At 64.1% G+C, this 23,304-nt stretch carries 21 protein-coding genes and 1 other RNA gene; 20 read left to right on the top strand and 2 right to left on the bottom strand.

The genetic code is table 11. From position 1 onward, the window contains the following. Positions 1-27: 27 nt before the first annotated feature. Entirely contained in the window at positions 28-3,678 is a 3,651-nt protein-coding gene (locus LB557_RS22310; protein WP_224641310.1) for a hydantoinase B/oxoprolinase family protein, read from the bottom strand. Between the two features lie 183 nt (positions 3,679-3,861). On the opposite strand from LB557_RS22310, the gene LB557_RS22305 reads away from it, so the two are divergent. The 8 genes from LB557_RS22305 to LB557_RS31640 all read left to right on the top strand — a co-directional run bounded on the left by LB557_RS22305 (position 3,862) and on the right by LB557_RS31640 (position 7,875). Beyond that, complete coding sequence (locus tag LB557_RS22305; protein WP_224641313.1) at positions 3,862-4,074, top strand: hypothetical protein; 213 nt, start codon at positions 3,862-3,864, stop codon at positions 4,072-4,074. A gap of 160 nt (positions 4,075-4,234) precedes the next feature. After that, positions 4,235-4,954: a J domain-containing protein gene (locus LB557_RS22300; RefSeq protein WP_041163805.1), complete on the top strand. Its 720-nt coding sequence runs from the start codon at positions 4,235-4,237 to the stop codon at positions 4,952-4,954. Continuing rightward, positions 4,951-5,706: an N-acetylmuramoyl-L-alanine amidase gene (locus tag LB557_RS22295; protein ID WP_224641315.1), complete on the top strand. Its 756-nt coding sequence runs from the start codon at positions 4,951-4,953 to the stop codon at positions 5,704-5,706. The genes LB557_RS22300 and LB557_RS22295 overlap by 4 nt, the downstream gene beginning before the upstream one ends. 212 nt (positions 5,707-5,918) lie before the next feature. Beyond that, the gene (locus LB557_RS22290) at positions 5,919-6,656 is read left to right on the top strand and encodes a lytic transglycosylase domain-containing protein (RefSeq protein WP_140615616.1); all 738 of its coding nucleotides are present in this window, start codon (positions 5,919-5,921) and stop codon (positions 6,654-6,656) included. Positions 6,657-6,720: 64 nt separating this feature from the next. Next, positions 6,721-7,120: RNase P RNA component class A (gene rnpB, locus LB557_RS22285), an RNA gene on the top strand. 179 nt (positions 7,121-7,299) lie between these two features. Continuing rightward, positions 7,300-7,575, top strand: a complete 276-nt coding sequence (locus LB557_RS22280; RefSeq protein ID WP_140615618.1) for a type II toxin-antitoxin system ParD family antitoxin — start codon at positions 7,300-7,302, stop codon at positions 7,573-7,575. Then, positions 7,572-7,715 carry a type II toxin-antitoxin system RelE/ParE family toxin gene (locus LB557_RS31645; RefSeq protein ID WP_263485734.1) on the top strand — a complete coding sequence of 48 codons (144 nt, stop codon included), beginning with the start codon at positions 7,572-7,574 and terminating at the stop codon, positions 7,713-7,715. The genes LB557_RS22280 and LB557_RS31645 overlap by 4 nt, the downstream gene beginning before the upstream one ends. Positions 7,716-7,743: 28 nt before the next feature. Continuing rightward, the gene (locus LB557_RS31640) at positions 7,744-7,875 is read left to right on the top strand and encodes a type II toxin-antitoxin system RelE/ParE family toxin (RefSeq protein WP_318012210.1); all 132 of its coding nucleotides are present in this window, start codon (positions 7,744-7,746) and stop codon (positions 7,873-7,875) included. Between the two features lie 115 nt (positions 7,876-7,990). Here LB557_RS31640 and LB557_RS22270 read toward each other — a convergent pair whose 3' ends face one another. Then, positions 7,991-9,106 (bottom strand): cystathionine gamma-lyase, encoded by a 1,116-nt coding sequence (locus tag LB557_RS22270; RefSeq protein ID WP_015317200.1) that lies wholly within the window; start codon positions 9,104-9,106, stop codon positions 7,991-7,993. Positions 9,107-9,512: 406 nt separating this feature from the next. On the opposite strand from LB557_RS22270, the gene mraZ reads away from it, so the two are divergent. Genes mraZ through murB form a run of 12 tightly spaced genes read left to right on the top strand, consistent with a single transcriptional unit; the run spans position 9,513 to position 23,231 of the window. Then, entirely contained in the window at positions 9,513-9,986 is a 474-nt protein-coding gene (mraZ, locus tag LB557_RS22265; protein WP_224583484.1) for a division/cell wall cluster transcriptional repressor MraZ, read from the top strand. Beyond that, positions 9,983-10,999: a 16S rRNA (cytosine(1402)-N(4))-methyltransferase RsmH gene (gene rsmH, locus LB557_RS22260; protein WP_224583486.1), complete on the top strand. Its 1,017-nt coding sequence runs from the start codon at positions 9,983-9,985 to the stop codon at positions 10,997-10,999. Before mraZ ends, rsmH begins: the two co-directional genes overlap by 4 nt. A gap of 4 nt (positions 11,000-11,003) precedes the next feature. After that, a complete protein-coding gene (locus tag LB557_RS22255) occupies positions 11,004-11,399 on the top strand; it encodes a hypothetical protein (protein WP_015317203.1) in 396 nt (131 codons plus the stop codon). Then, positions 11,396-13,120 (top strand): peptidoglycan D,D-transpeptidase FtsI family protein, encoded by a 1,725-nt coding sequence (locus tag LB557_RS22250; RefSeq protein ID WP_224594781.1) that lies wholly within the window; start codon positions 11,396-11,398, stop codon positions 13,118-13,120. Before LB557_RS22255 ends, LB557_RS22250 begins: the two co-directional genes overlap by 4 nt. Before the next feature lie 54 nt (positions 13,121-13,174). Next, positions 13,175-14,629: a UDP-N-acetylmuramoyl-L-alanyl-D-glutamate--2,6-diaminopimelate ligase gene (locus LB557_RS22245; protein ID WP_224641317.1), complete on the top strand. Its 1,455-nt coding sequence runs from the start codon at positions 13,175-13,177 to the stop codon at positions 14,627-14,629. After that, positions 14,626-16,083 carry a UDP-N-acetylmuramoylalanyl-D-glutamyl-2,6-diaminopimelate--D-alanyl-D-alanine ligase gene (locus LB557_RS22240; protein WP_224641318.1) on the top strand — a complete coding sequence of 486 codons (1,458 nt, stop codon included), beginning with the start codon at positions 14,626-14,628 and terminating at the stop codon, positions 16,081-16,083. The genes LB557_RS22245 and LB557_RS22240 overlap by 4 nt, the downstream gene beginning before the upstream one ends. A 17-nt stretch (positions 16,084-16,100) precedes the next feature. Beyond that, positions 16,101-17,183, top strand: a complete 1,083-nt coding sequence (gene mraY, locus LB557_RS22235; protein WP_015317207.1) for a phospho-N-acetylmuramoyl-pentapeptide-transferase — start codon at positions 16,101-16,103, stop codon at positions 17,181-17,183. An 8-nt stretch (positions 17,184-17,191) separates the two neighbouring features. Next, a complete protein-coding gene (murD, locus tag LB557_RS22230) occupies positions 17,192-18,592 on the top strand; it encodes a UDP-N-acetylmuramoyl-L-alanine--D-glutamate ligase (protein WP_224641319.1) in 1,401 nt (466 codons plus the stop codon). Further along, complete coding sequence (ftsW, locus tag LB557_RS22225) at positions 18,592-19,743, top strand: putative lipid II flippase FtsW (RefSeq protein ID WP_015317209.1); 1,152 nt, start codon at positions 18,592-18,594, stop codon at positions 19,741-19,743. Before murD ends, ftsW begins: the two co-directional genes overlap by 1 nt. Before the next feature lies 1 nt (position 19,744). After that, positions 19,745-20,872: an undecaprenyldiphospho-muramoylpentapeptide beta-N-acetylglucosaminyltransferase gene (murG, locus tag LB557_RS22220; RefSeq protein ID WP_140660918.1), complete on the top strand. Its 1,128-nt coding sequence runs from the start codon at positions 19,745-19,747 to the stop codon at positions 20,870-20,872. After that, on the top strand, positions 20,869-22,269 hold the full coding sequence (gene murC / locus LB557_RS22215; protein ID WP_015317211.1) for a UDP-N-acetylmuramate--L-alanine ligase: 1,401 nt from the start codon (positions 20,869-20,871) through the stop codon (positions 22,267-22,269). The genes murG and murC overlap by 4 nt, the downstream gene beginning before the upstream one ends. Beyond that, positions 22,266-23,231 (top strand): UDP-N-acetylmuramate dehydrogenase, encoded by a 966-nt coding sequence (gene murB, locus LB557_RS22210; protein ID WP_224641320.1) that lies wholly within the window; start codon positions 22,266-22,268, stop codon positions 23,229-23,231. Before murC ends, murB begins: the two co-directional genes overlap by 4 nt. Positions 23,232-23,304: the final 73 nt, after the last annotated feature.

The following is a 23,304-nucleotide window of genomic DNA, read 5'->3' as shown; positions in this document are numbered from 1 at the left end:
GCCGGTGACAGCCTGTTGACGTCTCTCTTACAGCTTGCCAAACCCGCCCGGCGTCGGCGTCGTCACGATGACGGCCTCGCCAGCGTCGAGAACGGTCTGGTCGCAGGCCTTCAGCACGTCGACCGTGCCGTCGTTGCGGCGGACCTTGGTCGAGCCGACTTCGCCGTCGCCGCCGCCATCCAGCCCCCGTGGCGGGCGGTTGCGGTGCGAGGACAGGATCGCGCATTCCATTTTCTCGAGGAAGCGGATGGTGCGTTTGGTGCCGTCGCCGGCGTTCCATTTGCCCTTGCCGCCCGAGCCTTCGCGGATGTGAAAATCCTCCAGCACCACGGGAAAGCGCAGTTCAAGCACCTCCGGATCGGTTAGGCGCGAATTGGTCATATGGGTGTGCACGCCGGAGGTGCCGGCAAAGCCGCGGCCGGAGTTCATATGGCCGGCCGGCGAGCCGGAACAGATGGTCTCGTAATATTGGTACTTCTTGTTGCCGAAAGTCAGGTTGTTCATCGTGCCCTGCGCATTGGCCATCGCGCCCATGGCGCCGAACAGCGCATTGGTTACGTGCTGCGAGGTCTCGACATTGCCGGCGACGACGGCGGCAGGATAGGCGGGCTTCAGCATGCAGCCGTCGGGAATGACGATGTTGATCGGCCTGAGGCAGCCGGCATTCATCGGGATCATGTCCTCGACCATGACGCGGAAGGCGTAGAGCACGGCCGCGCGCGCCACCGGCTCAGGGGCGTTGAAATTGTTCTTCATGACAGGCGACGTGCCGGTGAAGTCGACGGTCGCCTCGCGCCTTTGGCGATCGACCGTGATCTTCACCTTGATGACCTGGCCGGTATCGGTCGGATATTCATATTCCGACGTGTCCGGCAGCCGCTCCAGCACCCGGCGCACGCTCTCGGCGGCATTGTCCTGGACATGGCCCATATAGGCCTCGACGACATCAAGCCCGAAATGGGAGACCATCTTGCGCAGTTCGGCGACACCCTTCTCGTTGGCGGCAATCTGTGCCTTGAGATCGGCGATGTTCTGGTGCGGATTGCGGGCGGGGTAGCGATGGTCGGTGAGCAGCGTATGCAGCTCCGTCTCGCGGAATTTTCCGCGGTCAACGATGCGGAAATTGTCGAACAGAACGCCTTCCTCGTCGACCGTGGTGGCGAGCGGCGTCATCGAGCCCGGGGCGGTGCCGCCAATGTCGGCATGGTGGCCGCGCGAGGCCGCCCAGAAGAGGATGTTTTTCCTGATGTCGTCGAACACCGGCGTCACCACGGTGATGTCGGGCAGATGCGTGCCGCCATTATAGGGGGCATTCAAGGCAAAGACGTCGCCGGGGTGGATGTCGCCGGAGTTGAGCCGGATGATGGTTTCGACCGAACGGTCCATGGAGCCGAGATGCACCGGCATGTGCGGCGCATTGGCGACCAGCGCCCCGGTGTGGTCGAATACGGCGCAGGAAAAATCCAGCCTTTCCTTGATGTTGACGGAATAGGCGGTGTTCTGCAGCGTCACGCCCATTTGCTCGGCGATCGACATGAAGAGATTGTTGAAGACTTCGAGCATCACCGGATCGGCTTGCGTGCCCAGGGCAGCGGCGCGCGCTTTCTTTTCCGTGCGGCGTATAACGACGTGATTGAGGTTGGTGATTTCGGCCCGCCAGCCCGGCTCGACGACGATGGTCTGGTTTGGCTCGATGATCAAGGCGGGGCCGGCGACCAGATTGGACGGTCCGAGGGTCTCGCGACGGTAGACGCCAGCTTCATGCCACTGGCCTTCCGTGTAGATTAGCCGGGTCTCGGAAGCGGCTGGATGGACCCTTGCCGGTCCGGCAGGCGCATGGGCCTCGGCGCTGGTCTGGCCGGTTTCGGTGCCTTCGACGCCGACGGTCTCGACCATCATCGGCTTGTCGTCATAGACGAAACCGAATTGCGCTTTGTGGGCGATTTCGAAATCGCGCTTTGCCTGGAAAATCGAGTCGTTCTCAAAATTTACCGGCAGCGTCGTGTCGGCGCCGTCATAGCGAATGTGCAGTACCGGCCTGGTGGCAACCACGTCCTCGGCGATGCCTTGCGCCGCCAGCTCCGCGATAACGGCCTTTTTCAAGGTGGCGATGAGGCCGCCAATCTCCGTTCTGGACTCTTCGGCGAGCGGCTTGAGCAACGCCTGCTGGCGCGAGGCGAACACCGAGGCCAAGCCGATGCCATAGGCCGAAAGCAGGCCGGAGAAGGGATGGATCAGCACGGCCTCCATGCCAAGCGCGTCCGCGACCAGGCACGCATGCTGTCCGCCGGCGCCGCCGAAGCAGTTCAGGAGATATTCGGTGACATCGTAGCCGCGCTGCACGGAAATCTTCTTGATCGCATTGGCCATGTTCTCGACCGCGATGGTGACGAAGCCCTCGGCGACCGATTCGGGCGGCCGGCCATCGCCGATCTCAGCGGCAAGTGCCGCGAATTTCGCACGCACGGTTTCCGCGTCGAGCGGCGCGTCCTGGCCGGAACCGAAGATCGACGGGAAGAAGTCGGGCTGCAGCTTGCCGAGCATCACATTGGCATCGGTCACCGCCAACGGGCCGCCGCGCCGGTAGGCGGCGGGGCCGGGATTGGCGCCCGCGGAGTCCGGTCCGACGCGGAAACGGCCGGCCTCGTAGTGCAGGATCGAGCCGCCGCCGGCGGCGACCGTGTGGATGCGCATCATCGGCGCGCGGACGCGCACACCGGCGACTTCGGTGTCGAAGGCCCGTTCATACTCGCCGTCATAGTGGGCGACGTCGGTGGACGTGCCGCCCATGTCGAAGCCGATGACCTTGTCGAAACCGGCGAGCTTCGCCGTCTCGACCATGCCGACCACGCCGCCGGCCGGGCCCGACAGCAATGCGTCCTTGCCCTGGAACATGTCGGCGGCGGTGAGCCCGCCAGAAGACATCATGAACATCAGGCGAGGGGATTCGTTGTTTTTTCCCGCCGCACCCGGTTCTCCCGCCACCCCAAGTTCTCCCGCCACCCTTTGCACATAGCGCGACAGGATCGGCGACAGATAGGCGTCGACCACCGCGGTGTCGCCGCGGCCGACCAGCTTGATCAGCGGCGAGACCTCGTGGCTGACCGAGACCTGTCCGAAACCAAGCTTGCGGCAGACCTTGGCCACGGCCTTCTCGTGATCGGGATATTTCCAGGCATGCATGAAGACGATCGCCACCGCATCAATGCCATCGGCTTTCGCTTGTTCTATGGCCGGCCGGCAGGCTGATACGTCGAGCAGCCGCTCGACGCAGCCGTCGGCGAGCACGCGCTCGTCGACCTCGATGACGCGCTCATAGAGCTGTTCGGGAAGGATGATCTCCTTGGCGAAGATGTCCGGTCGCGCCTGGTACGCAATCCCTAGCGCATCGCCAAACCCCTTGGTGATGAGCAACAACACGCGGTCGCCCTTGCGCTCCAGAAGGGCGTTGGTGGCCACGGTCGTGCCCATCTTGATGTCGCCGATCAGGCTGGACGGGATCGCGGCGGCCGGTTCAAGGTCGAGCAGGTCGTGGATGCCCTGAATGGCCGCATCGGCATAGGCTTCAGGATTCTCCGACAGCAATTTGCGCGGATGCAACCCGCCTTGCGGGTCACGGCCAATAATATCGGTGAAGGTGCCGCCGCGATCGATCCAGAAATCCCATTTCGCGGTCATGCGGCTGTCTCCGGTATTTCGTTTCCGTTATCGTTGTTAAAGCGCCTAAGCGCCGGCAGCAATGTCGCCTGCATGCCATTGATGTTACAGGCGGAAACGCAACGTTATGAAACCCATGGCCGTCCGCAGCATTTCTCCTCGACCGTTCACCGCAACGTGAACGTGTGTTGAAGGAGAGACGTAATGAAAAAGCTCATTCTTGCTTCGGTGTCCGCCCTTGCCCTGCTGGGCGTCGCGGCCTGCAGCGACAGCGGCACAGGCACTGACAAAACCACCACGCAGAGCACCAATCCGCCGGCTGCCGAGCAGCCGATGAAGCCCGCGGCCCCAGCCGATAATTCGACCAAGCCTGCCGAGCCGGCTCCGGCAACGCCCGCTCCTGCGCCCGCGCAGTAGTTTGTAAGCAGTAGGTGTCTTGGGAGGAAGGCCGGCTTCGTGCCGGCCTTCCTCGTGGAGACCGCGCTCGGGACCGTCGATCGTCGGTGGCCACGGACCCGACAGAGAGTGGCCGTTATTGGCTTGATAGCGGGGATCGGTTGGCTCTATGAAGCTGGCCATGTCGATTTGGGACCGCCTCGGCGACTTCATCACGCGCGTTTCGTCTTCGACCACGTCAGGCGTCGCCGACGTGGTCGAAGCTGTGCGCACGGTTTTCTCCGGCGATGCCGACCTGCGCCGCCGCGTCGCCTTCTCGGTGGCGATGATCGCGCTGTCGGCCAAGATGGCCAAGGCCGACGGTATCGTCACCCAGGATGAGGTGCGCGCCTTCCAGGAAATCTTCGAAGTGCCACCGAAGGAGACGCGCAACGTCGCGCGGCTGTTCGATCTGGCCCAGCGGGACGTCGCCGGTTTCGAGACCTATGCCGAGCGCATGGCGCAGCTCTGCGGCTCCGGGCACTCCAATTGCGTGATGCTGGAAGACATACTCGACGGCCTGTTCCACATCGCCAAGGCCGATGGGCTGGTGCATGAGCGCGAAGGCATCTTCCTGCACCGTATCGCCGAGATCTTCCGTATTGACGAGACGCATTACGAATCGATCATGGCGCGGCACGTCAATCTTGGTGCCGGCGACCCCTATGTCGTCCTCGGCATCGAGCGGGGCAAGCCGTTCGAGGAGGTCAGGAAACGCTATCGCAAGCTGGTGTCGGACAACCACCCGGATCGGCTGATCGCGCGCGGGCTGCCGCAGGAATTCATCAAGATCGCGACGACCAGGGTCGCGGCGATCAACGCCGCCTACGAGATGATCGAGCGGGGTCTGCGGCACGCATGAGCGGCTTCCTGCCCGACGAGCCAAGCGCCGAGGTCAGGGTATCGCCGAATTTCGGGCCAAGGCGCGACGCGCAGAAGCCCGACATGATTGTGCTGCACTACACGGGCATGGCTACCGGGGCCGCGGCCGAAGCCTGGCTGTGCGATCCGGCGAGTGAAGTCTCGTCGCATTATCTCGTCCATGAGAATGGTCACGTCGTGCAGATGGTGCGGGAAAGCGATCGCGCGTGGCACGCCGGCCAGAGTTCCTGGTTCGGATGCACCGACATCAATTCCTGCTCGATCGGCATCGAAATCGTCAATCCCGGCCATTCACTGGGCTATCCCGGCTTTCCGAAACGTCAGATCACGGCGGTCATCGAGCTGTGCAAGGGGATTGTCACGCGGCACGCGATCACTCCCCAGCGGGTGTTGGCGCACTCCGACGTGGCGCCGGGGCGCAAGATCGATCCCGGCGAGAAGTTCCCATGGGCCGCGCTGTTTAAGGCCGGTGTCGGTCATCTCGTGCCGGCCGCTCCCGTCAGGCGCGGAGCCGCGCTGAAGTCCGGTGACCGCGGTGCCGATGTGGAGACGCTGCAGTCGATGCTGTCGCTTTATGGCTATGGCGTCGAGATATCGGGCATTTTCGACGACCGGACACGAATTGTCGTTGAGGCCTTTCAACGGCATTTTCGACCGCGCCGGATCGACGGCGCCGCCGACGGCTCGACGATGCGCACGCTGCAGAAACTGCTTGCTTCCGCGAGGAATTGACCTCAGGTCAAGAGCGGGTCCAAGTAATCCTCGCTGGTCATAAAGTTACAAACTGTCACTGAAAGTGACTTGCCTCGCCTTCATTGGCGCCAAATCGGACTTCAAAGGGCGTTTCGTACAGTTTGTCGGACGTCCATCCCCCCGGGTGTTCCGATATTGATCAAGCGATGCCACGCGAAGATCTTCGCGTGGCCCCAACAGAACAGGATCACATGCAGAAATTGACCGTTTTAACGGCAGCTCTTGCTGCCGGGGTAATGAGTTTTGCCTTCAGTGCGGCCGACGCCGCGCCGTTAAGTCCACGGGCCGACCAGGGCCTCGTCGCGGCATCCGCCAAAGGCAAGGCCATTTCGGCCAAAAGCAACAAGACGACGAAGCAGGTTTCCGCGAAAGTGGAAAAGGCAAGCTGGGCCAAGGCAAGTGGGACCAAGGCAAGTAAGACCGGGGCAGGGAAATCCTCCGCCAAGAGGCAGACAAAGCGCGGCCGCAAAACCGTGGACATGACGACGACAGCATCGATCGGTCTCGGCAACGTCGCTGCGGCGACCGCGGCGGTGACGAGCGGTGGCCAGTATTCCGCGATTGTCGGCCGCTACGCGGCGACCTACGGGGTTCCGGTGTCGCTGGCCCAGGCCGTGATCAAGATCGAAAGCAACTACCGGCCGAATATGGTCGGCGGCGCCGGCGAGATCGGACTGATGCAGATCAAGCCGGCAACCGCGCGCATGATGGGTTACAGCGGGTCGGCCAAGGGCCTGTTCGATCCCGACACCAACATCAAATACGGCATGAAGTACCTCGCCATGGCGCGCGACCTCGGCGGCGGCACGACCTGCGGCACCATCCTGAAATACAATGCCGGCCATGGCGCCACCCGCATGAACCCGGTTTCGGCGGCCTATTGCAGCAAGGTCAAGGTCCAGTTGGCGGCTGTCGGCGCACCGGCTTGACAAGAACCGGGCACGACGGCTTTTTCGGTTGCGTTTTGCGGTGTGAACCCCTTTATACGCCCTGCCAGCTGGCCGGGCGGCCGCACCCGCAAACGCCGAAAGGCCGCGGGTGAGGAAAGTCCGGGCTCCATGGAAACACGGTGCCGGTTAATGGCCGGCGGGGGCGACCCCAGGGAAAGTGCCACAGAAAGCAAACCGCCACGACTTTGTCGGGGTAAGGGTGAAAGGGTGGGGTAAGAGCCCACCGCGCGACTGGCAACAGGAGCGGCACGGTAAACCCCACCGGGAGCAAGACCGAATAGGGGCGGTGCGAGGGGGAACCCTCGAGGGCTGTTTCCGGCCCACCGTCCGGGTAGGTTGCGTGAGGCGCATGGCAACATGCGCCCAAGATGAATGGCCGCCACGTTCTCGCCTCGCAAGGGGCGAGGGCCATACAAAACCCGGCTTATAGGCCAGCTGGCAGTTCCTCTCCACGACATCTGGGATAAAGCCTTTGGTGCCAGAAGGTTACGCCCATGGGCGCAGCTTCTGATTCAACGCATGGCGCTCATTTGCCCCGCCGCAAGACAGAGATATCCGCCGACTTTTCTTGAAATTGGTGCGATTAAATCGTACCATCACGGCTCATCATCAGGAGCCTATCGTGGGTCAGGTCGACAAACGCAGCATCACGCTTTCGCCGGAGTTGGCTCAGGCCGTCGACGATGTGGTCGCGGCTGGAGAATACGCTTCGGCGAGCGAGGTGATCCGCGATGCGTTGAGGCAATGGAAGGACCGCCGCGACCTGATGGGCTACACGGTTGAGGAACTGCGCAAGCTGGTGCAGGAGGGGATCGACAGCGGGCCTGGTCGGTTTGCCTCGATGGACGAAATCAAGGCGGAGGCCCGCAGGCGTCTGCGATCTGACGACGCGGCATGAAGTTGCTGCCAATCGACCGCAGCGCTCGTGCGGAAGAGGATTTGGTTGCGATCTGGCTTCATATTGCGGGCAACAACGAGGCAGCAGCGGACCGGTTGCTTGATCGTTTAGCGGCAAGATGGCAGCAATTGTCGACTTAATCCCTTCTCAGGTGCGCCACGCGACGACATTGCGCCGGGTATCCGCCATCTGATTGTCGGCGAATATCTCACCTTGTACCGGGTCGGCGGTGATGCGATCGAAGTTCTTCGCGTGCTGCATGGTCGGCGCAACATCGAAGCCAATGACCTCGGCTCCTAAGCAATCCAGGAGAAGCGCTAGCGCTTTCCCTTGCGGAATCGCGTAATTGCGTAAAACAAGGAGTTAGGGCGGTTCGGCGATCCCATCAAACGCTGACCCGCTCGTGGTCGATTTGTCAGTCGCTGATCCTGTCCAGCGAGGCCTCGATCGCCTTCCAGAGTTCTTCCACCGGCTCACAACCGACCGACAGGCGAACGAAGCCGGCCGGAACCGCGTCGCCTCGCTTCAAGCGCCGCTCGGCCGAGGTGTGGACGCCGCCGAAGGAGGTTGCGGCCTGCATCAGGTCGCAATTGTTGATGAAATCCTCGGCTTTCTGCTCGGAAGCGAGTTCGAAGGAGATGAGGAAGCCGAAGCGCTCCATCTGGGCGCGGGCAAGATTGTGCGAGGGATCGCCTTCCAGGCCGGGATAGCGCAGGCCGTTGATCGCCCGATGGCCTTGCAGGCGCCGCGCGATCACTTCCGCCGACGAACACATGCGGTCGAAGCGCACATCCAATGTTTCCAGGCCGCGATGCACCAGCCAGGCTTCGAACGGCCCGGGGATGCTGCCCGAGACCTCGCGCCAGCCGGTCACGGCGGCGATGATATCCGCATTGCGGCTGGCAACATGTCCGAACAGCACGTCGGAATGGCCATTGGGTGCCTTGGTGTCGGCGGCGACAACGATATCGGCGCCGTGATCGAGAGGGCGCTGGCCGAAGGGCGTCATCGTCGTGTTGTCGACCACCAGCAGCGCGCCGGCCTTGTGGACGGCTTCGGCGACAGCGGCGATATCGCAGATGTCCAGCCCCGGATTGGCCGGCGTTTCGACGAAGGCCAGGCGATAGCCCGCAAAACCGCCGTCAAGGAAAGTCGATGTCGGCCGGACATCGTAGGAGACACCGAGCGGTTGCAGGAAGCGATCAGCCAGCGCCCTGGTCGTGTGATAACCGTCCGAAGGCAGCAGGACATGGTCGCCGGCCTTGAGCACGGCAAAGAATGCCGCCGAGATCGCTGCCATTCCCGAGGGAAAGCCGACGCAGGGCGCGTCTTCCAAATGGGACAACATGTGTTCGACGGCATCCCAGGTCGGGTTGCTGAAACGGCCGTACTGGTTGAAGCCGGTGGCATCGCCCGGTGCATGGAAGATGGCGGCCATGGTCAGTGGCAGGGGAATGGAATCGCCCATGGCAAACCCGCTGCGACGCAAATGGGGAAGGGCCGCGGCGCGCGATTTGGCAGTTTCAGACATCGAGTTTCAAGTCCCTTGGCGATCGGTGATATGGGGAGACGCTATGCCCGGCCGCGGCTCGCGGCAAGGCGCCTCCAGTTGGACCAGCGCGGCTCTAAACGGTTCGTTAGGCTTAATGATCGATAAATACGAGACGTGCCGTCAAAGCCTTCTCGTCGCCGTGATGCGCATGTTTGTGAAGCCTATTCCCGTTGACGCCCATAGTGCCCCATGATATCCCATTTCGACATCAAAGCCTTCGTTCCGCGTCAGGGTAAAGCGTACGCCAATCGGGCAGCCGCGGCGGCTGCGCGTTTGCCGTTTTTTGCCCGTGTGGACGAGGTTGGTGCGGGGCAGACGCAGCGCTGCGGTGGCGCGTGCGACACGATGAAGAGGGGTGCGGCCGCGCAGGCGGCTGCAACGTGTGATGGACCGGTTTCTGTCGAACACGGTGAGCAGGATCGATGCGAAGGGACGGGTGTCCGTTCCGGCGCATTTCCGTGCCGTGGTGCAGAAGCGCGGCTATTCGGAACTCTATGCGCTGCGGTGCCTGGACCTGCCGGCGATGGATGTCGGCGGGCTCGATCTGCTCGATCGCTACGAGCAACGCATCGCGCGGGAAGACCCGTTCCTGCAGGCTGCGGACGACATGTCGTTCTTCTGCCATGGCGACGGAGCGTTCCTGAAACTCGACCAGGACGGCCGCATCACCATGACCGATTTCATCCGCGAACATACCGGCATTTCCGCGGAGGTGGCCTTTGTCGGGCGCGGCAATTTCTTTCAGGTCTGGGAGCCGGGACGGCTTGCGACCTACGGCGCGCAGGCGCGTGCCAGGCTTTTGCAGCTTCGGCGGGGGACGAAGGCTCACGAGGCCAAGGCTGGGGAGCGACCGGAATGACGGTGGGCCACGGCGATGATATCAACGCCGTCGGCGGATCGGTCCGCCACATTCCGGTCCTCCTTGGCGAAGTGCTGGAAGCGCTGGCGCCGGCGGAGGGCGACATCGTCATCGACGGCACGTTCGGCGCCGGCGGCTACACCAAGGCCATCCTGGCGGCAGGCGCGTCCGTGATTGCCATCGACCGCGATCCGGATGCCATCGCGGCCGGCCGCGACCTCGAGGCGCAATCCGGCGGCCGGCTGAAGCTGGTGCAGGCGCCGTTCTCGACGCTCGACGAGCACGTCGAAAGCGTCGATGGCGTCGTGCTCGACATCGGCGTTTCCTCCATGCAGCTCGACCAGGCCGAGCGCGGCTTTTCCTTCCGCAACGACGGACCGCTCGACATGCGCATGGCGCAGGCGGGCCTGAGTGCTGCCGATGTCGTCAACAGTTTCAAGCCGGGCGACCTTGCCCGCATCTTCGGCTTCCTCGGCGAAGAGCGTCACGCCGGCCGCATCGCCCGCATGATCGAGGCGCGCCGGGAAAAACGCCCATTCGAGCGCACGCTCGAACTCGCCGATGCGATCGAAACGCATATTGGACGCGCGCCGAAGGACAAGATCCATCCGGCGACCCGCGTCTTCCAGGCGCTGCGCATCTTCGTCAATGACGAGCTCGGGGAACTGGCCAGGGCGCTGTTCGCGGCCGAACGCGCGCTGAAGCCCGGTGGACGGCTCGCCGTGGTGACGTTCCATTCGCTGGAAGACCGCATCGTCAAGCGCTTCATCGCCGACCGCGCCGACGCCATGACCGGCTCGCGCCACATGCCGGAGGCGCAGGCGCGCACCGCGACATTCCGCAAGGCTGGTGGCGGGGTGACCGCAGGCGACGCCGAGATTGCAGCCAACCCGCGCGCCCGCTCGGCCAGGCTGCGTGCCGCGATCCGCACCGAGGCTCCGGCGCGCGGCGACGATTTTTCGATTTTCGGCCTTCCAAAGCTTCCCGGCATCGACCGGCCGGGGGAGAGGTAAGCACGTGTTTCGTACCAGCGACATTGTCCTGATCGCCGTCATGGTTTCGGCGGCGGCCCTGACCTACAAGGCCAAGCGCGAGGCCGAGGACCAGTTGGCGGCCGTGCAGAAGATCCATGCCGAGATTCGCTACGAGGAGGATACGATCGACCTGCTCAAGGCCGACTGGAGCCTGCTCACCCAGCCGTCGCGCCTGCAGAAGCTGGCCGAACTCTATAAATCGCAGCTCGCGCTGGAGCCGGTCAGTGCCCGCCAGATCGTGGGCCTGGGCGACCTGCCGGCCAAGGCCCTCGATATCCAGGACATCCTGAACGGGCGCCAGGGCGCGATGGCCGACAATTCCGATAAGGCGCCTTCAGGCGACAAGGATCCCGTCGTGACCGGAGACATCGCCCAATGATCGGCAAACTGCTGAAGCGCTTCGCGTCGGTAAGGCGCGCCAGGACGGGCGAGGACAGATCGATCGTGGTCGAAGGCGCCCGCAAGGCGACAGGCGGCAAGGGCAAGGCGCGCATCGTGATGACGATGGCGGTGTTCTTCGGCATCTTCTCGACGATATCGGGGCGGCTGGTCTATCTCGGTTTCCAGACACCCGACCTGTCGGGCGGGCCGCAGAGCCGGGTGACCGCCTCGCGGCCCGACATTGTCGACCGCAACGGCGAAGTGCTGGCCACCGACATCAAGACGGCGTCGCTGTTCGCCGAACCGCGCCGCATCGTCGATGCCGACGAGGCGATCGAGAAGCTGTCGACGGTGCTGCCCGAAATCGACTACGAGCAGACCTATCACAAGCTGAAGAGCGGCGCCGGCTTCGTCTGGCTGCAGCGGCAGCTGACGCCCAAGCAGCAGGCCGACATCATGCAGCTCGGCATTCCCGGTTTTGGCTTCCGCACCGAAAAGCGCCGTTTCTATCCAAGCGGCGAAACCTCGTCCTACGTTGTCGGTCTGACCAACATCGACAACCAGGGCATTTCCGGCATGGAGAAATATATCGATGAGCAGGGCCTGAGCGACCTGCAGGCGTCGGGCCTGGCGGTGGCGAAGGATCTCAGGCCGGTGAAGCTTTCGATCGACCTGCGCGTCCAGCATGTGGTGCGCGACGAGATCGCCGCCGGCCTGGAACGCTATCGCGCCATGGGCGCAGGCGCGGTCGTGCTCAACGTCAAGACCGGCGAAGTGGTGGCCATGGCCTCGGTGCCGGATTTCGATCCGAACAATCCCTACAATGCGCAGGACAAGGACCGGCTCAACCGGATGTCGGCGGGGCTCTATGAAATGGGCTCGACGTTCAAAAGCTTCACCTCTGCCATGGCGCTCGATTCCGGCAAGGCGACGATGTCGAGCCGCTTCGACGCTTCGCATCCAATCCGCGTCGGCCACCAGGCCATTCACGATTTCCACGGCAAGAACCGTGTGCTGTCGTTGCCGGAGGTGTTCCTCTATTCGTCCAACATCGGATCGGCCAGGGAGGCAGAGCTGGTCGGCATCGAGGCGCACCGCGAATTCCTGCACCGCCTCGGCATTCTGGAGAAGATGCAGACCGAACTGCCCGAAGTCGCCCGCCCGACCGAGCCGAAAGTCTGGAAGCAGGTCAACTCGTTCACCATCGCCTTCGGCCATGGCGTGTCGACGACGCCGCTGCAGGCGGCTGTCGGCTGCGCAGCGCTGGTCAATGGCGGATATCTGATGGAGCCGACATTCCTGGTCCGCAGCCAGCAGGACGCGATGGCGGCAGCCAAGAAAGTGGTCGCCGACAAAACCGTCGAGGGCATGCGCTACCTCTACACGCTCAACGCCGAAAAGGGCTCGGCCAGAAACGCCCGCGTTCCCGGCTACCGCGTCGGCGGCAAGACCGGAACGGCCGAGAAGGTCATCAACGGCCGTTACTCGAAGGAGTTGAATTTCAACACCTTCGTCGCCGCCTTCCCGATGGACGATCCGCAATATCTGGTGTTCACGATCGCCGACGCCCCGCATCCGGAAAAGCCTGGGATGACCGACGTCGCCGCCAACAATGCTGGGGTTATGGCCGGCAATATCATCAGGCGTTCAGCGGCCATGCTTGGCGTGAAGCCAGATTTCAGCCATGAAAATGGTGCAACGCTGGTTTCCTATCAGTGATTCTTAGGGCGCGCCGGCAACTGCGCGCTATTTTGTTGCGGTGAACGGGACTCGATGAAGCTCAAAGATCTAGCCGGTATCCTGCCTGTCGAAGGAACAGCTTCGGCCGATCTGGAGGTTACCGGCATCTCGTCCGATTCCCGCCAGGTAAAACCGGGCGTCGTCTTTTTCGCGCTTGCCGGAACCAAGGCCGATGGCGCGAGCTATGCCGCCGACGCGGCCCGGCGTGGCGCTGCCGCGATCGTCTTGGGCAACGGGAGCGCCCTTGCCGATTTGCCGGTTCCGGTGCTGGGGGTCGATGATCCGCGCCTGGCACTGGCCTTGAGTGCCGCCCGCTACTTCGGCAAACAGCCGCAAACCATGGTCGCGGTTACCGGCACCAGCGGCAAGACGTCGGTTGCCGCCTTCACCAGGCAGATTTGGGAGCAGGCGGGATACGCCGCCGCCTCGATCGGCACCACTGGCGTGGTCGCGCCCGGCCGCAACGAATATGGTTCGCTGACGACACCCGATCCAGTCGCCCTGCACCGGTTGCTCAGGGAATTGGCCGATGCCGGCGTTAACCACGCCTCGATGGAGGCCTCCAGCCACGGGCTCGACCAGCGCCGCCTCGATGGGGTGAAGCTCTCGGCCGGGGGCTTCACCAATCTCGGCCGCGACCACATGGATTACCATCCGACGATCGAGGATTATCATCGCGCCAAATTGCGCCTGTTCGACACGCTGCTGCCGAAGGGCGCACCCGCCATCCTCTTCGCCGACGATCCGTGGTCGGAACCGACGATAAAGGCGGCGCGGGCCGCCGGGCTCGACGTGCTGACGGTTGGCCGCCATGGCGATTTCCTCAGGCTGAAGCGGGTCGAGCATGAGCGTCATCGCCAGCGTGCCGAGGTCGAGGCCGACGGTGTGATCCACGAGATCGACCTGCCGCTCGCCGGCGATTTCCAGATCGCGAATGCGCTGGTTTCGGCGGGGCTTGCCATATCCACTGGAACACCTGTCGCCAAAGCCTTGGCGGCGTTGGAGAAATTGAAAGGGGCGCCGGGCCGGCTCGATCTCGTCGGCACCACGGCGAGCGGCGCGCCGGTCTATGTCGATTACGCGCACAAGCCCGATGCGCTGGAGAACGTGCTGGCCTCCGTGCGTCCGTTCACCACCGGTCGCGTGATGGTGGTGTTCGGCTGCGGCGGCGACCGCGACCGTGGCAAACGACCGATCATGGGCGAGATCGCGACACGGCTTGCCGATGTCGTCATCGTCACCGACGACAATCCGCGCTCGGAAGTGCCCGAAACCATCCGCGCCGCCATTCTTGAGGCCGCGCCCGGCGCCATGGAGATCGGCGACCGGCGCAAGGCTATCCACGAGGCTGTCGGCATGCTGCATGCCGGCGACACCCTGATCGTGGCCGGCAAGGGCCACGAGGAAGGCCAGACGATCGGCTCGGAAACCCTGCATTTCTCCGACCACGAGGAAGTGCGCGCCGCGCTCCGGGAGCATGCCGCATGAGCTTGCTGTGGACGTCGGAAGCGCTGGTTGCCGCCACGGACGGGCGGCCGCTCGGCCCCATGCCCGAAGGCATATCGGGCATTTCGATCGACAGCCGCAGCCTGCAGCCGGGCGATGCTTTCTTTGCCATCAAGGGCGAGGCGATGGACGGCCATGACTTCGTCACCGCGGCCATCAAGGCCGGCGCCGGCGTGCTGGTGGTGGCCGAAGGCAAGCTGCCCTCACTTGGCCGGTTGACCGCGCCGATAATCGTCGTCGACGACGTCCTGGTTGCGCTGGAAAAGCTCGGTGTCGCGGCGCGCGCCCGCTCGCAAGCCAAGATCATCGCGGTGACCGGCTCAGCGGGCAAGACCACGACCAAGGAGGCGCTGCGCCACGTGCTTTCGGCTGTCGGCAAGGTGCATGCCTCGGCGCAGTCCTTCAACAACCATTGGGGCGTGCCGCTGACCTTGGCGCGCATGCCCGCCGATTGCGACTATGCCGTGTTCGAGATCGGCATGAACCATCCCGACGAGATCCGGCCGCTGGTGAAGATGGTGCGGCCGCATGTCGCCATTGTCACCATGATCGCGGCCGCGCATCTTGGCTTCTTCCGCAACCTGGACGAGATCGCCAAGGCCAAGGCCGAGATTTTCGAGGGCCTGGAGCCCGATGGTGCTGCCGTCCTCAACCGCGACGATGCGCGTTTCAAGCTACTGTACAAGATGGCACAGGCTGCCGGCGTCGAGCATATCCATGGCTTCGGCGAGAATGCGCGCTCGACCTTCAAGCTGGTCAAGTGCGAGTTGCATGCCGACCATTCCGACATCGCCGCCCGGATCAGCGGCCACGATATCATCGCCCGTATCGGCGCGCCCGGCCGGCACATGGTGCAGAACGTGCTGGCGGTGCTTGGCGCCGCCCATCTGGTTGGCGCCGATCTCGACAAGGTTGCATTGGCGCTGGCCGATCTCTCGGCCGAGCGCGGGCGCGGCAAGCGCCACGTGCTGCGGCATCCCGGTGGCCCGATTTCGGGCCGGGCCGGGGGCTCGATCACGCTGATCGACGAGAGCTACAACGCCAATCCTGCCTCGATGGCGGCCGCGATGGCGCTGCTCAACGCGACGCCGGTGACGGGCGAGGGCAGGCGCATCGCCGTGCTTGGCGACATGCTCGAACTCGGCGATCACTCGGCCAAGCTGCACGCCGCTCTTGCCGATCTCATCGTCGGCACCGGCACGCGGACGGTCTTTCTCGGCGGCCCGGAAATGCGGTCGCTGGCGGAAGCGCTGCCGGACGATATCAGGACGGAATACCGCGCCGGCGTCGAGGAGTTGAAGCCGGTGCTGCTCGCCGCGCTGAAGCCGGGCGACGTGGTGATGATCAAATCGTCGAAGGGCATCGGTTTTGCAAAACTGGTCGATGCGCTGCTGGGCAAATTCCCGGCTGAAACGACAACAAGCAACCAGACCTAGTCGGGGGACGAAAGCGCATGTTCACACTGCTGGTCGATTTCGCGGACAAGGTCTCTGTCTTCAATGTCTTCCGCTACATCACGTTCCGCACCGGCGGGGCGCTGATCACCTCCGCCCTGATCGTCTTCATCTTCGGGCCGACCATCATCAATTCGCTGCGGCTCAGGCAAGGCAAGGGCCAACCGATCCGCGCCGACGGGCCGCAGACCCATTTCAAAAAGGCAGGTACGCCGACCATGGGCGGACTGATGATCCTGTCCGGCATCATCGGCTCGTCGCTTTTATGGGCGAACCTGTCCAGCATCTATGTCTGGGTGGTGCTTTTGGTGACACTCGGCTTCGGCTCGATCGGCTTTTACGACGACTATCTGAAGGTGACGAAGCAGTCGCATCTCGGCTTCTCCGGCAAGGCGCGGCTTGCGCTGGAATTCGTTATCGCCGGCATCGCCGCCTGGGCGATCATGCACAATGGCCAGGCGCCCTTCTCGTCGTCGCTGACATTCCCCTTCGCCAAGGAATTCATCATCAACCTCGGCTGGTTCTTCATTCCGTTCTCCTGCTTCGTCATCGTCGGCGCCGGCAATGCGGTGAACCTGACCGATGGCCTCGACGGCCTGGCGATCGTGCCGATCATGATCGCGGCGGCGTCCTTCGGCGTCATCGCCTATCTCTCGGGCAACGCGGTTTTCGCCGAATATCTGCAGATCCATTTCGTGCCCGGCACTGGTGAACTGGCGGTCGTGCTTGGCGCGGTCATCGGCGCCGGCCTCGGCTTCCTGTGGTTCAACGCGCCGCCCGCGGCGATCTTCATGGGCGACACCGGATCGCTGGCCATGGGCGGCCTGATCGGCACGGTCGCGGTCGCCACCAAGCACGAGATCGTGCTCGTCATCGTCGGCGGCCTGTTCGTGGTCGAGATTCTCTCGGTCATCATCCAGGTCGGCTACTTCAAGATGACCGGCAAGCGCGTGTTCCTGATGGCGCCGATCCACCATCATTTCGAAAAGCTCGGCTGGACCGAAAGCCAGGTGGTGATCCGCTTCTGGATCATCGCCGTCATCCTGGCGCTGGTCGGTCTTTCCACCCTCAAGCTCAGATAGGCCGCCACTTGATCCCCGCCGCATCATTCGCAGGCAAGCGTGTATCGCTCTTCGGGCTCGGCGGCTCGGGGATCGCCACGGCGCGCGCGCTGATCGAGGGCGGCGCCGAGGTGCTGGCCTGGGACGACAATCCCGGCAGCGTCGCCAAGGCGGCCGCCACCGGCATCGCCACCGGCGATCTGCGTGGCGCCGACTGGGCCGGTTTTTCCGCCTTCGTGCTGTCGCCCGGCGTGCCGCTGACCCACCCCAAGCCGCACTGGACCGTGGAATTGGCGCGTGGGGCCGGCGTCGAGGTCATCGGCGATATCGAGCTGTTCTGCAGGGAACGGACGCAGCGTGCGCCGGATGCTCCCTTCATCGCCATCACCGGCACCAACGGCAAGTCGACGACGACGGCGCTGACAGCGCATATCCTTCAAGCCTCCGGGCGCGACACGCAGATGGGCGGCAATATCGGCCGTGCGGTGATGACGCTCGATCCGCCGAAGCCCGGCCGGCATTATGTAGTCGAATGCTCATCCTACCAGATCGACCTTGCGCCGTCGATCAATCCGACGGCCGGCATCCTGCTCAATCTGACGCCCGACCATCTCGACCGCCACGGCACCATGCAGCACTACGCTTCGATCAAGGAGCGGCTGGTGGCGGGCAGCGAGACGGCGATCATCGGCATCGACGATTCCTGGTGCGCGCAGATCGCCGATCGGCTGGAGCGGGCAGGGCGGCAGGTCGTCCGCATTTCCAAGCGCCTGCCGCTGACCGACGGCTATTTCGCCGATGGCACCAATCTGATGGAAGCCGTCCACGGCCGCTACAGCCGGGTAGCCTTCCTCGAAGGCATTAGCTCGCTGCGTGGTCAGCACAATGCGCAAAATGCGTTGGCCGCCGTCGCCGCCTGCCTCAAGGTCGGGCTCAACCTTGGCGAGATCCAGTCTGGGCTGGAAAGCTTCCCGGGTCTGGCGCACCGGATGGAGCAGGTTGGCCGCAAGGACCATGTGCTGTTCGTCAACGATTCCAAGGCGACCAATGCCGATGCCGCCGCACCCGCGCTGTCCAGCTTCAATCGCATCTACTGGATCGCCGGCGGCCTGCCCAAGGAAGGCGGCATCGAGCCGCTACGCGGTTTCTTCCCGCGCATCGCCAAGGCTTATCTGATCGGCGAGGCGGCGCCCGCCTTTTCGGCGACGCTCGGCGAGGCCGTGCCCTACGAGATCTCGGGCACGCTGGCGGCAGCGGTCGAGCATGCCGCGCATGACGCGGCCAAGGACGACAGTGGCGAGGCCGTGGTGCTGTTGTCGCCGGCCTGCGCCAGTTTCGACCAGTTCAAGAATTTCGAGGTCCGCGGCGAAGCCTTCAGGCAAGCTGCGAGCGCTATGGATGGCGTCAAACCCATCGGAGGGGCACGATAATGCAGAGCCGTCTCGACAAAAGTCCGGTCGCAACCTGGTGGTGGACCATCGATCGCTGGTTCCTGGCGGCGTTTCTGTCGCTGATGGGGCTCGGCATCGTGTTGTCCTTCGCGGCAAGTCCCGCGGTGGCCGAACGCATCGGCCTCGACAGTTTCCATTTCGCCACCCGGCAGATCATCTTCACCGTGCCTGCGCTCGGCGTGATGCTGGCGGTCTCGTTCCTGGATTCCAGGCAGATCCGGCGCATGTCGCTGATCATGCTGTGCCTGATGCTGGTGCTGATGGTGGCGGTGCTCTATGTCGGCGTCGAGGTGAAGGGCGCGCGCCGCTGGGTGTCGCTTGCCGGCCTGTCGATCCAACCTTCGGAATTCCTCAAGCCGGCCTTCGTCATCATGTGCGCGTGGCTGTTCGCCGAGCACAAGCGCCAGCCCGACATTCCGGGCAATCTGTTCGCCATGCTGCTCCTGGTGCTGGTCGTGTCGCTGCTGGTGGCGCAGCCTGACCTCGGTCAGACCATGCTGACCACCGGCACCTGGGGCATCATGTTCTTCATGGCGGGGCTGCCATGGCTTTGGATCATCGTGCTGGGCGCTGCCGGCGTCGGCGGCGTCTTCGCCGCCTATACGGTGTTTCCGCACGTGGCGCTGCGCATCGACAAATTCCTCACCGGCGAAGGCGACACGTTCCAGGTCGACATGGGCCGCGATGCGCTGATCAATGGCGGCTGGTTCGGCGTCGGGCCGGGCGAGGGCACGGTCAAGCGGGTCATCCCCGACAGCCATGCCGACTTCGTCTTCTCGGTCGCGGGCGAGGAGTTCGGGCTGATCATGTGCTTCTTCATCATGTCGATATTCGCCTTCATCGTGCTGCGCGGTCTCAACACGGCGCTCAAGGAGCATGACGACTTCACCCGTTATGCGGTCGGCGGTCTGGTCACCGTGTTCGGCCTGCAGGCCGTCATCAACATGTGCGTCAACCTGCAACTGGTGCCGGCAAAGGGCATGACGCTGCCCTTCATCTCCTACGGCGGCTCCTCGCAGATCGCCATCGCCATCTCGATGGGGATGGTGCTGGCGCTGACGCGCAAGCGGCCGGAAAAGCGCAAGCAGATGGGCTTTACCCTGCCGCAGCGCGCCATGCCGGCGGAGTGACATGGCCAGAGGCGTTATCCTTCTCGCGGCGGGCGGAACCGGCGGACATCTGTTTCCAGCCGAAGCGCTGGCGCATGAACTCCTCGATCGCGGCTGGGCGGTGCATCTGGCGACCGACACCCGGGCCGAACGGTTTGCCGCCCATTTTCCTGCGGCGGCCGTCCATCCGATCCAGTCGGCGACGTTAGGCTCGAAAAATCCCTTCGCCCTGCTCGGCGCCTTCTGGAAAATCTGGAGCGGCGTGCGTCAGGCCTCCGCCATCATCGGCAGGGTCAAGCCGGAGGCCGTGGTTGGATTTGGCGGCTATCCGACCTTGCCGCCGCTCTACGCGGCGACGCGGCGCAAGGTGCCGACGCTGATCCACGAGCAGAACGCGGTGATGGGGCGCGCCAACCGGGCGCTGGCCGGCCGTGTCGACGCGATCGCCGGCGGCTTCCTGCCGCAGGATGAAAGCGCGGCCGGCGCCAAAACGGTGACGACCGGCAATCCGGTCCGGCCGGCTGTGCTCGAAGCGGCCAGGACGCCTTACGCGGCTTCGACCGGGGATGAGCCCTTCCGCCTGCTGGTGTTCGGCGGCAGCCAGGGCGCACAATTCTTTTCCGATGCCATGCCAGGGGCCATCGCGCTGCTTTCCGACGCACAGCGCAAGCGCCTTGTCGTGACCCAACAAGCTCGCGCGGACGACGTGGCGCGGGTGAAGGCGGCCTATGCCGCGCTCGGCGTCGCCGTCGAGGTCTCGCCGTTCTTCACCGACATGGCGGCGCGCATAGCGGCGGCGCATCTTGTAATCTCTCGTTCCGGCGCCTCGACCGTGTCGGAAATCGCCGTCATCGGCCGGCCGGCGCTGCTGGTGCCCTATCCCTTCGCGCTCGACCACGACCAGGCGGCCAATGCAGCCGCCCTTGCGGCCGCCGGCGGTGGCGAGGTGCATGTGCAATCCTCGCTTTCGCCCGAGCGCATCGCGGCACTGCTCGGCGCCCTGATAGACCAACCGGAGCGGCTGGCGACGATGGCTGCCGCGGCAAAGTCGGTCGGCAGGCCCGACGCGGCGCGGTTGCTCGCCGACCTCACAGAGGCTATTGCGTCCCGCAAAACAGTATCGGATTTCAGGAAGGGGACGCACCCATGAAGATGCCGCAGACCATCGGCCTCGTGCATTTCATCGGCATTGGCGGCATCGGCATGAGCGGCATCGCCGAGGTGCTGCACAATCTCGGCTACAAGGTGCAGGGGTCCGACCAGGCCGACAGCGCCAATGTGCAGCGGCTGCGCGACAAGGGCATCGAATGCTTCGTCGGCCACAAGGCGGAGAATCTCGGTGACGCCGAGGTCATCGTCGTCTCGACGGCGATCAAGAAGTCGAATCCGGAGCTGAAGGCGGCGCGTGAAAAGCTGTTGCCGATCGTGCGCCGCGCGGAGATGCTGGCCGAGCTGATGCGTTTTCGCCAGGCGGTGGCGATCGGCGGCACGCATGGCAAGACCACGACGACCTCGATGGTGGCGACGCTGCTCGAGGCCGGCGGGCTCGACCCGACCGTCATCAATGGCGGCATCATCAATGCGTACGGCACCAACGCCCGCATGGGCGATGGCGAGTGGATGGTGGTCGAAGCCGACGAGAGCGACGGCACCTTCCTCAAGCTGCCGGCCGACATCGCCGTCGTCACCAACATCGATCCCGAGCATCTCGATCATTATGGCAATTTCGACAATGTGCGCGAAGCGTTCCGCCAGTTCGTCGAGAACGTGCCTTTCTATGGCTTCGGAGTGATGTGCACCGATCACCCGGAAGTGCAGGCGCTGGTCGGGCGCATTGAGGACCGGCGCGTCATCACCTATGGCGAGAACGCACAGGCCGATGTGCGCTTCACCAACCATCGCATGGCGGGGGCGACCTCGGAGTTCGACGTGATCATCCGCGACCGCAAGGGGCGCGGCCAGACGGCAATTTCGGGCCTGCGCCTGCCGATGCCCGGCCGCCACAATGTTTCCAACGCGACCGCCGCGATCGCGGTCGCGCATGAACTCGGCCTGTCGGCCGAGGCGATCAAGAAAGGCCTGTCGTCTTTCGCCGGCGTCAAGCGCCGCTTCACCCACACCGGTTCCTGGAACGGTGTCGACGTGTTCGACGATTACGGCCACCACCCGGTCGAAATCTCGGCGGTGCTGAAGGCGGCGCGCAGCGCCACCAACGGGCGTGTCATCGCCATTGCCCAGCCGCACCGCTTCACCCGGTTGCATGATCTGTTCAACGAGTTCTCCGCCTGCTTCAACGATGCCGACACGGTGATGGTCGCCCCGGTCTACGCCGCCGGCGAAGAGCCGATGGACGGCGTGACATCGGACGCGCTGGTGTCGCGTATCCGCGCCGGCGGCCATCGCGACGCCCGCTACATCGAGGGACCGGCCGACATCGCGCCCGTCATCCGCGACATCGCCAAGCCCGGCGACTTTGTCGTCTTTCTCGGCGCCGGCAATATCACTCAGTGGGCCTATGCGCTGCCGAAGGAGCTTGCCGCCCCATGATGAACGGCCAGGCCCTGATCGACAGACTTGGCGACCGGCTGGCCGGTCTGCGCGGCCGCATCACGCCGAATGCCGAGATGGACAAGATCACCTGGTTCCGGGCTGGCGGCCTTGCCGAGGCGCTGTTCCAGCCTGCGGACGAGGAGGATCTGTCGGCCTTCCTCAGAGCCGTTCCCGAAGAGATACCCCTGACCATCGTTGGCGTCGGTTCGAACCTTCTGGTCCGCGACGGCGGCATTCCGGGTTTCGTCATCAGGCTTTCGGCCAAGGGCTTTGGCGAGGCCGAAGTCGTTTCCCCGATCAGGATCAAGGCAGGTGCCGCCACGCCAGACAAGCGCATGGCGGCGGTAGCGCTCGAGGCCGGCATTGGCGGCTTCCATTTCTATCACGGCATTCCAGGCGCTATCGGCGGCGCGCTCAGGATGAATGCCGGCGCCAACGGGGTCGAGACGCGCGAGCGCGTCGTCGAGGTGCGGGCGCTCGACCGCGCGGGCAACGCCCAAACGCTGAGCAATGCCGAGATGGGCTATGCCTACCGCCATTCGGCGGCGCCCGCCGGGCTGATCTTCACTTCGGCCGTTTTCGAAGGCTTTGTCGAGGACGGGGCGGTGATCAAGGCGGCGATGGATGCGGTGCAGAACCATCGCGAGACCGTGCAGCCGATCCGCGAGAAGACGGGCGGCTCGACCTTCAAGAATCCGGAAGGCACGTCGGCCTGGAAGGAGATCGACAAGGCGGGTTGCCGCGGGCTGATGATCGGCGGTGCGCAGATGTCGCCGATGCACTGCAACTTTATGATCAACACCGGAACGGCGACCGGCTACGACCTCGAATATCTCGGCGAGACGGTGCGCGCGCGGGTGCTCGAGCATTCCGGCATCCGGTTGCAGTGGGAGATCAAGCGCATCGGCAATTTCCGTTCCGGATATGCCGTCCAGGAGTTCCTCGGCCAGCTTCTCTAGCGCCTCTTGAAGTTCACGTGATGCGTGAACTTCAACCGGATCGAAATACCGTGAAATCGTTGCCGCAAAGACT

The sequence above is a fragment of the Mesorhizobium sp. BR115XR7A genome (assembly GCF_020165315.1).
GTDB classification, from domain to species: Bacteria; Pseudomonadota; Alphaproteobacteria; order Rhizobiales; family Rhizobiaceae; genus Mesorhizobium; species Mesorhizobium australicum.
The sequence above is the reverse complement of the archived record's forward strand: the minus strand, read 5'-3'. Positions and strand labels throughout refer to the sequence as shown.

Excerpts from the sequence above, each read along its gene's own strand:
- LB557_RS22310 (WP_224641310.1), bottom strand. The coding sequence starts at position 3,678 with ATGACCGCGAAATGGGATTTCTGGATCGATCGCGGCGGCACCTTCACC.
- LB557_RS22305 (WP_224641313.1), top strand. The coding sequence starts at position 3,862 with ATGAAAAAGCTCATTCTTGCTTCGGTGTCCGCCCTTGCCCTGCTGGGC.
- LB557_RS22300 (WP_041163805.1), top strand. The coding sequence starts at position 4,235 with ATGTCGATTTGGGACCGCCTCGGCGACTTCATCACGCGCGTTTCGTCT.
- LB557_RS22295 (WP_224641315.1), top strand. The coding sequence starts at position 4,951 with ATGAGCGGCTTCCTGCCCGACGAGCCAAGCGCCGAGGTCAGGGTATCG.
- LB557_RS22290 (WP_140615616.1), top strand. The coding sequence starts at position 5,919 with ATGCAGAAATTGACCGTTTTAACGGCAGCTCTTGCTGCCGGGGTAATG.
- LB557_RS31645 (WP_263485734.1), top strand. The coding sequence starts at position 7,572 with ATGAAGTTGCTGCCAATCGACCGCAGCGCTCGTGCGGAAGAGGATTTG.
- LB557_RS22270 (WP_015317200.1), bottom strand. The coding sequence starts at position 9,106 with ATGTCTGAAACTGCCAAATCGCGCGCCGCGGCCCTTCCCCATTTGCGT.
- mraZ (WP_224583484.1), top strand. The coding sequence starts at position 9,513 with ATGGACCGGTTTCTGTCGAACACGGTGAGCAGGATCGATGCGAAGGGA.
- rsmH (WP_224583486.1), top strand. The coding sequence starts at position 9,983 with ATGACGGTGGGCCACGGCGATGATATCAACGCCGTCGGCGGATCGGTC.
- LB557_RS22250 (WP_224594781.1), top strand. The coding sequence starts at position 11,396 with ATGATCGGCAAACTGCTGAAGCGCTTCGCGTCGGTAAGGCGCGCCAGG.
- LB557_RS22245 (WP_224641317.1), top strand. The coding sequence starts at position 13,175 with ATGAAGCTCAAAGATCTAGCCGGTATCCTGCCTGTCGAAGGAACAGCT.
- LB557_RS22240 (WP_224641318.1), top strand. The coding sequence starts at position 14,626 with ATGAGCTTGCTGTGGACGTCGGAAGCGCTGGTTGCCGCCACGGACGGG.
- mraY (WP_015317207.1), top strand. The coding sequence starts at position 16,101 with ATGTTCACACTGCTGGTCGATTTCGCGGACAAGGTCTCTGTCTTCAAT.
- ftsW (WP_015317209.1), top strand. The coding sequence starts at position 18,592 with ATGCAGAGCCGTCTCGACAAAAGTCCGGTCGCAACCTGGTGGTGGACC.
- murG (WP_140660918.1), top strand. The coding sequence starts at position 19,745 with ATGGCCAGAGGCGTTATCCTTCTCGCGGCGGGCGGAACCGGCGGACAT.
- murC (WP_015317211.1), top strand. The coding sequence starts at position 20,869 with ATGAAGATGCCGCAGACCATCGGCCTCGTGCATTTCATCGGCATTGGC.
- murB (WP_224641320.1), top strand. The coding sequence starts at position 22,266 with ATGATGAACGGCCAGGCCCTGATCGACAGACTTGGCGACCGGCTGGCC.